This window comes from Escherichia sp. KCJ4928 (genome assembly GCF_004352695.1).
GTDB lineage: Bacteria > Pseudomonadota > Gammaproteobacteria > Enterobacterales > Enterobacteriaceae > ECMA0423.
Window position 1 is genome coordinate 1 of the sequence record NZ_SJWV01000134.1, and the last position, 11,485, is coordinate 11,485.

The 11,485-nt window shown below is 54.7% G+C and carries 12 protein-coding genes; 5 read left to right on the forward strand and 7 right to left on the reverse strand.

The window, feature by feature from the left end; genetic code table 11:
* The first annotated feature begins 194 nt into the window (after window positions 1-194).
* Genes E0D98_RS16980 through E0D98_RS16995 form a run of 4 tightly spaced genes read left to right on the forward strand, consistent with a single transcriptional unit; the run spans window position 195 to window position 4,847 of the window.
* Complete coding sequence (locus E0D98_RS16980; RefSeq protein ID WP_000580834.1) at window positions 195-1,862, forward strand: acyl-CoA synthetase FdrA; 1,668 nt, start codon at window positions 195-197, stop codon at window positions 1,860-1,862.
* Between the two features lie 9 nt (window positions 1,863-1,871).
* On the forward strand, window positions 1,872-3,131 hold the full coding sequence (locus tag E0D98_RS16985) for a DUF1116 domain-containing protein (RefSeq protein ID WP_000495408.1): 1,260 nt from the start codon (window positions 1,872-1,874) through the stop codon (window positions 3,129-3,131).
* A gap of 10 nt (window positions 3,132-3,141) precedes the next feature.
* Window positions 3,142-3,957, forward strand: a complete 816-nt coding sequence (locus E0D98_RS16990) for a DUF2877 domain-containing protein (protein WP_050877074.1) — start codon at window positions 3,142-3,144, stop codon at window positions 3,955-3,957.
* Complete coding sequence (locus tag E0D98_RS16995) at window positions 3,954-4,847, forward strand: carbamate kinase (protein WP_000855355.1); 894 nt, start codon at window positions 3,954-3,956, stop codon at window positions 4,845-4,847. Before E0D98_RS16990 ends, E0D98_RS16995 begins: the two co-directional genes overlap by 4 nt.
* Window positions 4,848-4,983: 136 nt before the next feature.
* Here E0D98_RS16995 and purK read toward each other — a convergent pair whose 3' ends face one another.
* The 4 genes from purK to ppiB form a co-directional block, all read right to left on the reverse strand.
* Window positions 4,984-6,051 carry a 5-(carboxyamino)imidazole ribonucleotide synthase gene (gene purK, locus E0D98_RS17000; protein WP_000815553.1) on the reverse strand — a complete coding sequence of 356 codons (1,068 nt, stop codon included), beginning with the start codon at window positions 6,049-6,051 and terminating at the stop codon, window positions 4,984-4,986.
* Window positions 6,048-6,557, reverse strand: coding sequence for a 5-(carboxyamino)imidazole ribonucleotide mutase (purE, locus tag E0D98_RS17005; protein ID WP_001377893.1), 510 nt, complete (start codon window positions 6,555-6,557; stop codon window positions 6,048-6,050). Before purE ends, purK begins: the two co-directional genes overlap by 4 nt.
* 117 nt (window positions 6,558-6,674) lie before the next feature.
* Window positions 6,675-7,397, reverse strand: a complete 723-nt coding sequence (gene lpxH / locus E0D98_RS17010) for a UDP-2,3-diacylglucosamine diphosphatase (protein WP_000212252.1) — start codon at window positions 7,395-7,397, stop codon at window positions 6,675-6,677.
* A 2-nt stretch (window positions 7,398-7,399) separates the two neighbouring features.
* Window positions 7,400-7,894 (reverse strand): peptidylprolyl isomerase B, encoded by a 495-nt coding sequence (gene ppiB / locus E0D98_RS17015; protein ID WP_000256002.1) that lies wholly within the window; start codon window positions 7,892-7,894, stop codon window positions 7,400-7,402.
* A gap of 173 nt (window positions 7,895-8,067) precedes the next feature.
* Between ppiB and cysS the strand changes: the two genes are divergently transcribed.
* The gene (gene cysS / locus E0D98_RS17020) at window positions 8,068-9,453 is read left to right on the forward strand and encodes a cysteine--tRNA ligase (RefSeq protein WP_000912345.1); all 1,386 of its coding nucleotides are present in this window, start codon (window positions 8,068-8,070) and stop codon (window positions 9,451-9,453) included.
* 35 nt (window positions 9,454-9,488) lie between these two features.
* Here the strand turns inward: cysS and E0D98_RS17025 are convergent, their stop codons facing one another.
* The 3 genes from E0D98_RS17025 to folD all read right to left on the reverse strand — a co-directional run bounded on the left by E0D98_RS17025 (window position 9,489) and on the right by folD (window position 11,198).
* Window positions 9,489-10,010 (reverse strand): metal-dependent hydrolase, encoded by a 522-nt coding sequence (locus E0D98_RS17025; RefSeq protein ID WP_001143552.1) that lies wholly within the window; start codon window positions 10,008-10,010, stop codon window positions 9,489-9,491.
* 107 nt (window positions 10,011-10,117) lie between these two features.
* Complete coding sequence (gene ybcJ / locus E0D98_RS17030; protein WP_000190288.1) at window positions 10,118-10,330, reverse strand: ribosome-associated protein YbcJ; 213 nt, start codon at window positions 10,328-10,330, stop codon at window positions 10,118-10,120.
* Window position 10,331: 1 nt separating this feature from the next.
* Entirely contained in the window at window positions 10,332-11,198 is an 867-nt protein-coding gene (gene folD / locus E0D98_RS17035; protein ID WP_000729160.1) for a bifunctional methylenetetrahydrofolate dehydrogenase/methenyltetrahydrofolate cyclohydrolase FolD, read from the reverse strand.
* Between the last annotated feature and the right edge of the window lie 287 nt (window positions 11,199-11,485).

Here is an 11,485-nt window from a genome sequence, read left to right on the forward strand (position 1 = left end):
CTTTTAACCTGATTTTTAAAACAACCACGCTTATTAAAAAATAATGCGTAATAGCCTGGCGGTTATTTGAATTCTTTTGTTAATAATCCCTGTGTGATATTCATCACCTTATTTACTCGTTGTCATCGATACCGTAATCGCCACATTAACACTGCTCGTGCAATTGCCATGGGTGCAATTTTTAAGGAGTTGTTATGATCCACGCCTTTATTAAAAAAGGGTGTTTTCAGGATTCGGTCAGTTTAATGATTATTTCACGAAAACTCAGCGAATCAGAAAATGTTGATGATGTTTCCGTAATGATGGGTACGCCCGCCAATAAAGCGTTATTAGATACCACAGGTTTCTGGCATGACGATTTTAATAACGCCACGCCGAACGATATTTGCGTGGCAATTCGTAGCGAAGCGGCGGATGCGGGGATCGCGCAGGCGATTATGCAGCAGCTTGAAGAGGCGCTAAAACAACTGGCGCAGGGGTCAGGCAGCAGCCAGGCGTTGACGCAGGTGCGTCGCTGGGACAGCGCCTGTCAGAAATTACCCGATGCCAATCTGGCGCTGATTTCAGTGGCTGGCGAGTATGCGGCGGAGCTGACAAACCAGGCGCTGGATCGCAACCTCAACGTGATGATGTTCTCCGATAACGTCACGCTGGAAGATGAAATCCAACTTAAAACCCGCGCGCGGGAAAAAGGCTTGCTGGTGATGGGGCCGGACTGCGGTACGTCGATGATTGCCGGCACACCGCTGGCTTTTGCTAACGTGATGCCAGAAGGCAATATTGGCGTCATTGGCGCTTCCGGTACCGGGATTCAGGAGCTGTGTTCGCAGATTGCGCTGGCAGGGGAGGGAATTACTCACGCGATTGGCCTTGGCGGGCGCGACCTCAGCCGTGAAGTGGGCGGCATCAGTGCGCTAACAGCGCTGGAAATGCTCAGTGCAGACGAGAAAAGCGAAGTGCTGGCATTTGTTTCAAAACCACCTGCCGAAGCTGTGCGTCTGAAAATTGTTAATGCCATGAAAGCAACCGGCAAACCGACGGTGGCGCTGTTTTTAGGTTATACCCCGGCGGTGGCCCGCGACGAGAATGTCTGGTTTGCCTCCTCGCTGGATGAGGCCGCACGCCTGGCTTGCCTGCTTTCACGCGTCACGGCGCGATGTAACGCAATAGCGCCTGTCAGCAGCGGATTTATTTGCGGTTTGTATACCGGCGGTACGCTTGCTGCCGAAGCGGCGGGATTACTTGCCGGGCACCTTGGCGTGGAAGCCGATGATACCCATCATCACGGCATGATGCTGGACGCCGATGGTCACCAGATCATTGATCTGGGCGATGATTTCTACACCGTCGGGCGTCCCCATCCGATGATCGACCCAGCCTTACGCAACCAGTTAATTGCCGATCTCGGCGCTAAACCGCAAGTGCGCGTGTTGCTGCTTGATGTCGTGATTGGCTTCGGTGCGACCGCCGATCCTGCTGCCTCGCTGGTGAGCGCCTGGCAAAAAGCCTGTGCCGCGCGTTCAGACAGCCAACCGCTGTACGCCATTGCCACGGTGACAGGTACCGAACGTGACCCGCAATGCCGCTCGCAGCAAATCGCCACGCTGGAAGATGCGGGGATCGCGGTAGTGAGTTCGCTACCGGAAGCCACCTTGCTGGCGGCAGCGTTAATTCATCCGCTCTCGTCTGCCACACAGCAACACACACCGTCATTACTGGAAAACGTCGCCGTGATTAACATCGGATTACGCAGCTTTGCGCTGGAGCTACAAAGCGCCAGCAAACCGGTTGTGCATTACCAATGGTCGCCAGTCGCCGGCGGCAATAAAAAACTGGCTCGTTTATTAGAACGTTTGCAATAAGGGGTTCCCATGTTTACATCAGTGGCGCAAGCCAATGCTGCGGTTATCGAACAAATTCGTCGCGCTCGTCCACACTGGCTGGATGTGCAACCGGCTTCTTCACTTATCAGCGAACTAAACCAGGGCAAAACACTGCTTCACGCCGGGCCGCCAATGCGCTGGCAGGAGATGACCGGGCCAATGAAAGGGGCATGTGTGGGTGCATGTCTGTTTGAAGGCTGGGCGAAAGATGAAGCGCAGGCACTGGCAATGCTGGAGCAGGGGGAAGTGAACTTCATTCCTTGTCACCATGTGAATGCCGTCGGGCCAATGGGCGGCATTACTTCTGCCAGTATGCCGATGCTGGTGGTCGAGAACGTGACCGACGGCAACCGGGCGTACTGCAACCTCAACGAAGGTATCGGCAAAGTGATGCGTTTTGGCGCTTACGGCGAAGATGTCCTGACTCGCCATCGCTGGATGCGCGATGTGTTAATGCCAGTATTAAGCGCGGCGCTGGGGCGCATGGAGCACGGTATCGATCTCACGGCGATGATGGCGCAGGGCATTACGATGGGCGATGAGTTCCATCAACGCAATATTGCTTCCTCTGCACTGTTAATGCGTGCGCTGGCCCCACAAATTGCTCGCCTCGATCATGATAAACAGCACATCGCCGAAGTGATGGATTTCCTCAGCGTGACCGATCAGTTCTTCCTCAACCTCGCGATGGCTTACTGCAAGGCGGCGATGGATGCTGGCGCGATGATCCGCGCAGGCAGCATCGTCACGGCAATGACCCGCAACGGCAATATGTTCGGGATTCGGGTAAGCGGGCTGGGCGAACGCTGGTTTACTGCGCCTGTAAACACTCCGCAAGGTCTGTTTTTCACCGGCTTCTCGCAGGAGCAGGCGAACCCGGATATGGGCGATAGCGCGATTACCGAAACCTTTGGTATCGGAGGTGCGGCAATGATCGCAGCGCCTGGCGTAACGCGCTTTGTCGGTGCGGGTGGCATGGAAGCGGCCAGAGCGGTATCTGAAGAGATGGCGGAAATTTACCTTGAGCGCAATATGCAGTTGCAGATCCCAGGCTGGGATTTTCAGGGCGCGTGCCTGGGACTGGACATTCGTCGCGTGGTAGAAACCGGCATTACGCCACTCATCAATACCGGTATCGCCCATAAAGAGGCGGGGATCGGGCAGATTGGCGCAGGCACTGTGCGGGCACCGCTGGCGTGTTTTGAACAGGCGCTGGAAGCACTGGCTGAAAGCATGGGGATTGGTTGAGGAACGCGCAATGACGATCATCCATCCTCTGCTTGCCAGCCGTAGTGCACCGAATTATCGCCAGTCCTGGCGGTTAGCGGGAGTGTGGCGACGGGCGATTAACCTGATGACGGAAAGCGGCGAACTGTTAACGCTGCATCGTCAGGGTAGTGGTTTCGGCCCCGGAGGATGGGTGCTTCGCCGCGCGCAATTCGATGCGTTATGCGGTGGATTATGCGGCAATGAACGACCACAGGTTGTGGCTCAAGGGATTCGCCTCGGGCGTTTCACGGTTAAACAGCCACAGCGTTATTGTTTGCTGCGTATTACGCCGCCTTCACATCCTCAACCGCTTGCAGCTGCATGGATGCAACGCGCGGAGGAAACCGGACTTTTCGGACCACTGGCGATGGCGGCAAGCGATCCGCTGACCGCTGAATTACGCCAGTTTCGTCACTGTTTTCAGGCCGCGCTCAATGGCGTTAAGACCGGCTGGCGGCACTGGCTGGGTAAAGGCCCCGGATTAACGCCAAGTCATGATGACACGTTGAGCGGAATGCTGCTGGCGGCCTGGTATTATGGCGCTTTAGATGCGCGCTCCGGTCGCCAGTTTTTTGCCTGCTCCGACAATCTTCAACTCGTTACCACAGCGGTGAGCGTCAGTTATTTACGCTACGCCGCGCAAGGATATTTCGCCTCGCCACTCCTGCACTTTGTTCATGCTCTGAGTTGCCCGAAACGTACCGCTGTTGCGATTGATTCGCTGCTGGCGCTGGGGCACACGTCAGGGGCAGATACGCTGCTGGGGTTCTGGCTTGGTCAACAATTATTACAAGGAACACCATGAAAACACTGGTTGTAGCTCTTGGGGGCAACGCCTTACTCCAGCGCGGTGAGGCGCTGACGGCAGAAAATCAATATCGCAATATCGCCAGTGCTGTACCCGCGCTGGCGCGCCTGGCCCGTTCTTATCGGCTGGCGATTGTTCACGGCAATGGGCCGCAGGTGGGGCTGCTGGCATTGCAGAATCTGGCGTGGAAAGAGGTAGATCCGTATCCGCTGGATGTGCTGGTGGCGGAAAGCCAGGGGATGATTGGCTATATGCTGGCGCAGAGTTTGAGCGCACAGCCGCAGATGCCGCCTGTCACGACGGTGCTGACGCGCATTGAGGTTTCGCCTGATGATCCGGCGTTTTTGCAGCCAGAGAAATTTATTGGTCCGGTTTATCAGCCAGAAGAACAAAAGGCACTGGAAGCGGCTTACGGCTGGCAGATGAAACGTGATGGTAAATATTTGCGCCGGGTGGTGGCGTCTCCGCAACCGCGTAAAATTCTCGACAGCGAAGCCATCGAGTTGTTGCTCAAAGAGGGGCATGTGGTGATTTGCAGTGGCGGCGGCGGTGTGCCTGTGACGGAAGATGGGGCAGGGAGTGAAGCGGTGATTGATAAAGATCTCGCCGCTGCGTTGCTCGCCGAGCAGATTAATGCCGATGGACTGGTGATCCTCACCGATGCTGACGCGGTTTATGAAAACTGGGGAACGCCGCAGCAACGCGCCATTCGCCATGCCACACCGGATGAGTTAGCGCCATTTGCCAAAGCCGATGGTTCGATGGGGCCGAAGGTAACGGCGGTAAGTGGTTATGTCAGAAGCCGTGGTAAACCCGCGTGGATTGGGGCGTTATCGCGAATTGAAGAGACGCTGGCGGGCGAAGCGGGGACCTGTATTTCGCTGTAGTGATGAGAGCATCCGGCAATCGGTGCACCATGCCTGATGCGACGCTTGACGCGTCTTATCAGGCCTACAATGGGTACCGGAGCGGTAAGCCGGATAAGGCGTTTACGCCGCATCCGGCAATCAAATGAGCACCTGCTTAACTGAACTTACTCTGCGCCCACATCACGCCGCTGGCATATTCCGGCGGCAGCAGCGGGATTAAGGCTTCCAGCGTCGCAGTCAGACGCGATGTGTCGCTGTCGGTCAAATTCAGATGCCCCACTTTACGCCCCGGACGGACTTCTTTGTCGTACCAGTGCAGATGCACCAGCGGCAGTTTCAGCCAGTCATAATTCACATCGCTACCAATCAGGTTGATCATCACCGACGGACTATTCACTACCGGTTGCGGTAACGGCAGATCGGTAATCGCCCGCAGATGCAGCTCAAACTGGCTGATGCTGGCACCGTTTTGTGTCCAGTGACCGCTGTTATGCACACGCGGTGCCAGTTCGTTGATCAGCAGACCTTGCGGGGTGACAAAACACTCCATCGCCATCACGCCCACATAGCCCAGCTCCTGCATAATCGCCGACAGCATCTCTTCGGCTTGCGCTTGCTGCTGCGCATTGGCCTGCGGAAAAGCGACGCTGGTGCGCAAAATACCGTCCTGATGCAGGTTATGCGTCAGCGGATAAAACACGGTGCTGCCATCAAATCCGCGTGCGCCAACCAGCGACACTTCACCAGAGAAGTTAATGCCCTGCTCGACAATACATTCGCCGTAACACTCTGCCGGTAACTGTTCGGTTTCATTGGCACGTAAACGCCATTGACCGCGACCGTCATAGCCACCAGTGCGACGCTTAACAATCGCCAGTTCACCTAAACGCTCAAACACCGCAGGCCACTCGCTGCGATCGGCAAGTAACTGCCACGGTGCGGTCGGCAGGTGGAGCTTATCGAAAAGCTGCTTCTGAGTCAGACGGTCGGCAATAATCGGGAACACATCGCGGTTCACAAAGGCCGGATGACGCGCCAGCTCGCGGGTTAATGCGGTTTCCGGCCAGCGTTCGATCTCAGCGGTAATCACGCTTTGTTGAAAAGGCACCGCCGCCGGTTCAGCGTCCAGCCCGACCGGCCAGACAGCAATGCCTAACGGTTCACCTGCCTGACGCAGCATACGGCCTAACTGCCCGTTACCGAGGACGCAAACCTGTTTCATGCCGTACCTCGCGGGTCCGGGTTTTCCAGCACTTCATCAGTTTGTGCTTTGCGCCAGTCATTCAGACGCTGGTGTAGCTCTTTATCGTGAGTCGCGAGAATTTGTGCTGCCAGTAATGCCGCGTTTGCCGCGCCAGCTTTACCAATCGCCAGCGTACCCACCGGAATGCCGCGCGGCATTTGTACGATGGAGTAGAGGCTATCGACACCGCTCAGTGCGGCGCTCTGTACTGGCACGCCCAGCACCGGCACCAGCGTTTTGGCGGCAATCATGCCTGGCAGGTGCGCTGCGCCACCTGCGCCCGCAATAATCACCTGATAACCGTTCTCTTCGGCGCTTTCGGCGAAGCTGAACAGTTTATCGGGGGTGCGGTGAGCAGAAACCACTTCAACGTGGTGCGGGACATTCAGGATTTCGAAGATTTCGGCGGCGAACTGCATGGTAGCCCAGTCGCTTTTGGACCCCATCACGATGGCGACACGCGCCGGATTATTGCGGGAAGACATGCGTCTTAAAACTCCTGTGGTGCACAACTCTCGGCTTTAGAGGGCACAGAGAATAGCACGGAAAGAGAGCAAGGAAAACGGTTGCGTGGCTGTGAAATCAGCAAAGTTGTGGGTTTTTTAAAACGGAAAATGAATCAGCTCAACGTCATCCGCCGTGACTTTCACCATCGAACCTTCCGTATGCCAGGCACCGAGTACCACGCGAAAAGCAGGTTGCTGGTTGGCGATAAGTTCATGTACCGCCGGGCGATGGGTATGTCCGTGGATCAGCCATTGCACCTGATGTTTTTCCATCGCACTGACTACCGCGTTTTGGTTAACGTCCATGATCGCCAGCGATTTACTGCTGTTGGCTTCTTTACTGTTCGCTCGCATTCGCGCGGCAATGCGTTTGCGCACAAACAACGGCAGGGCGAGGAATAGCATTTGCAGCCAGGGTTTGTGGACTTTGGCGCGAAAAGCCTGATAACCCGCGTCATCGGTGCACAGCGTGTCGCCATGCATAATCAACACCCGGCGACCATAAAGTTCGAGCACCTTTTCTTCCGGCAATAATGTCATGCCGCTTTCACGGGCAAAGCGTTTGCCGAGCAGAAAATCACGGTTGCCATGAATGAAATAACAGGGAACGCCGGAATCGGACACCGCTTTGATCGCTGCCGCCATCTGGCGATGGAGTGGGTTGGGATCGTCGTCGCCAATCCATGCTTCAAACAGATCGCCAAGAATATACAGCGCGTCGGCCTTGCGGGCTTCCCCCGCTAAAAAACGCAGAAAACCGGCGGTGATCGCCGGTTCTTCCACGCAGAGATGAAGATCTGCAATAAAGAGTGTCGCCACGATTACTCGCTAACGGTCACGCTTTCAATGATAACGTCTTCTTTTGGCACGTCCTGGTGCATACCGCTACGACCGGTTGCAACACCTTTGATTTTGTCTACCACGTCCATGCCTTCAACCACTTCAGCAAACACGCAGTAGCCCCAACCTTGCAGGCTTTCGCCAGAGAAGTTCAGGAAGTCGTTATCAACCACGTTGATGAAGAACTGTGCAGTTGCAGAGTGCGGAGCCTGAGTACGGGCCATTGCCAGCGTACCACGGGTATTTTTCAGACCGTTGTTGGCTTCGTTTTTGATCGGTTCTTTGGTGGCTTTTTGTTTCATGCCCGGTTCAAAACCGCCGCCCTGAATCATAAAGCCGTTGATAACACGGTGGAAAATGGTGTTGTTGTAAAAACCTTCGCGGCAGTAGTCCAGGAAGTTTTTAACTGTTTCAGGTGCTTTATCGTCAAAAGTTTTGATGACAATATCGCCGTGATTGGTGTGGAAAGTAACCATTTTTGCATCCTGTTCCGTTTGATTGGTGCTTCAACCCAGTTCGGGTCATATATAGGGTGGTGTTATAGCATAACCGCACGATCGGATCATCACGCAATGTATGCTGATTCGCGCGGGAAATATGGGTATTATACGCAACTCAATTACCCACACATGTCTAAACGGAATCTTCGATGCTAAAAATCTTCAATACTCTGACACGCCAAAAAGAGGAATTTAAGCCTATTCACGCCGGGGAAGTCGGCATGTATGTGTGTGGAATCACCGTTTACGATCTCTGTCATATCGGTCACGGGCGTACCTTTGTTGCTTTTGACGTGGTTGCGCGCTATCTGCGTTTCCTCGGCTATAAACTGAAGTATGTGCGCAACATTACCGATATCGACGACAAAATCATCAAACGCGCCAATGAAAATGGCGAAAGCTTTGTGGCGCTGGTGGATCGCATGATCGCCGAAATGCACAAAGATTTTGATGCTTTGAACATTCTGCGCCCGGATATGGAGCCGCGCGCGACGCACCATATCGCAGAAATTATTGAACTCACTGAACAACTGATCGCCAAAGGTCACGCTTATGTGGCGGACAACGGCGACGTGATGTTCGACGTCCCGACCGATCCGACATATGGCGTGCTGTCGCGTCAGGATCTCGACCAGCTGCAGGCAGGTGCGCGCGTTGACGTGGTCGACGACAAACGCAACCCGATGGACTTCGTTCTGTGGAAGATGTCGAAAGAGGGCGAACCGAGCTGGCCGTCTCCGTGGGGCGCGGGCCGTCCAGGCTGGCACATTGAATGTTCGGCAATGAACTGCAAGCAGCTGGGTAACCACTTTGATATCCACGGCGGCGGTTCAGACCTGATGTTCCCGCACCACGAGAACGAAATCGCGCAGTCCACCTGTGCCCATGATGGCCAGTATGTGAACTACTGGATGCACTCGGGGATGGTGATGGTTGACCGCGAGAAGATGTCCAAATCGCTGGGTAACTTCTTTACCGTGCGCGATGTGCTGAAATACTACGACGCGGAAACCGTGCGTTACTTCCTGATGTCGGGCCACTATCGCAGCCAGTTGAACTACAGCGAAGAGAACCTGAAGCAGGCGCGTGCGGCGCTGGAGCGTCTCTACACTGCGCTGCGCGGCACAGATAAAACCGTTGCGCCTGCCGGTGGCGAAGCGTTTGAAGCGCGCTTTATTGAAGCGATGGACGACGATTTCAACACCCCGGAAGCCTATTCCGTACTGTTTGATATGGCGCGTGAAGTAAACCGTCTGAAAGCAGAAGATATGGCAGCGGCGAATGCAATGGCATCTCACCTGCGTAAACTTTCCGCTGTATTGGGCCTGCTGGAGCAAGAACCGGAAGCGTTCCTGCAAAGCGGCGCGCAGGCAGACGACAGCGAAGTGGCTGAGATTGAAGCGTTAATTCAACAGCGTCTGGATGCCCGTAAAGCGAAAGACTGGGCGGCGGCAGATGCGGCGCGTGACCGTCTTAACGAGATGGGGATCGTGCTGGAAGATGGCCCGCAAGGGACCACCTGGCGTCGTAAGTAATTGCGCTGTTGCCGGATGCGAGTTTTCGCATCCGGTTATCGCCTGCGCCACCACAACATTCCCATAAGCACCATCCCCGGCAACCACACCCACATCAATTCAGAAATTATCACCTGATGCCCGTACGGCGTGGTGTAACGAGACAATGCAAACGGCGCGACTTTAATCACCTGCCAGGGAGCGAAAAAGCGTTCATCTGACCACGGCCACAGCCAGCCAACGCCCTTACCGCCAGTGGTTACCGAATCCAGCAAGCTGTGCGATAGCAACGAGACGGTTAAAAACAGCCAGCAGCGAATCAGCCCAGCCCTGAACCATCGGCGTCCAATCAGCACACATAACAGCGGGACAACAAACGCAAACACCAGCGAATGGGTAAAACCGCGATGACCAAAAACATTGCCGTAAGCAACGCCAAATTTAAACGACAATACGTCGGCGTCGGGCAGCATCGCCAGGATGATTCCGGCAAATAACAGACGCGGAGGGATGACTTTCGAACCCAACCCTAAACCAATGCATAGGGGAACGGCGGCGTGCGTAATAACGGTTGGCATGATGGTCGCTTCGGCAAAATGTCGATGCTATCAGCATGGATGAACGGGGCGTAGAGGGCAAAAGTCTGAAAAGAGAACCGGCCTGTTGATACAGGCCGGGAAAGGGATCAGGCAACAACCTGTACGCTGTGACCTGCAAAACTCACTGTCTGACCGGCGACGATTTTGCAGCGTTTGCGCGTTTCAACCGCACCGTCGACTTTCACCTGGCCTTCGGCAATCGCGATTTTCGCCTGCGCGCCGCTTTCGCTCCAGCCTTCCAGTTTCAGCAAGTCGCACAGCTCAACGTGCGGATGTTTACCTAAAGAAAATGTCGCCATGTTACTCATCCTGTGGATCATGATATTCAACGCACGCCTGTAGCGTGTTTTCAATCAGCGTGGCAACCGTCATCGGGCCAACGCCGCCGGGAACAGGCGTAATGTATGAGGCGCGTTTAGCCGCGTCTTCAAACACGACGTCGCCCACAACTTTGCCATTTTCCAGACGGTTGATGCCGACATCAATCACAATTGCGCCTTCTTTGATCCAGTCACCGGGAATAAAGCCTGGCTTGCCAACGGCAACGATCAACAGATCGGCATTTTCTACGTGATGACGCAGATTTTTAGTGAAGCGGTGAGTCACGGTAGTGGTGCAACCTGCGAGCAACAGTTCCATGCTCATTGGGCGACCGACGATATTCGATGCGCCAATCACCACGGCGTTGAGGCCGAAGGTATCAATGTTGTAACGCTCAAGCAGCGTGACGATACCGCGCGGGGTGCAGGGACGCAGACGCGGCGCGCGCTGGCACAGACGACCGACGTTGTAAGGATGGAAACCGTCCACGTCTTTGTCCGGATGAATACGTTCCAGCACTTTGACGTTATCAATACCCGCCGGTAACGGCAGTTGAACCAGAATGCCATCGATGGTGTTGTCGGCATTCAGCGTATCGATAAGCTCCAGCAGCTCCGCTTCGCTGGTGGTTTCCGGGAGGTCATAAGAGCGGGAGACGAACCCGACTTCTTCACAAGCCTTGCGTTTGCTTGCGACATAAATTTGCGATGCAGGGTTACTACCCACCAGCACAACGGCCAGTCCTGGTGCCCGCAGTCCGGCTGCAATACGCGCCTGAACTTTTTGAGCAACTTCAGAGCGCACCTGCTGCGCAATCGTTTTACCGTCAATAATCTTTGCTGCCATCAGAGAGAGGATTCCATCTGTTACGTAGGTCGAAGGGGATGCGTCTATTTTGTCAGAAGCGGGGCGCGCTGTCAGGTTTCGTTTCAGATTTATCGCGTGAAGCGACCTCTTGCGAAGGTTAGGCGCACCGTCGCTGAGGTCGCTGAGATTGAAAGCTTCATTTTTCGTCCATGATGGCGTTGTAAATCTGGAACTGATTTATTTCCTTGTTTAAGGATTAAGATAATTTAAGAAATACCTGACAATATAAAAAGAATTTTTAGCCTGGTAATTTACCGCTTCAGGTC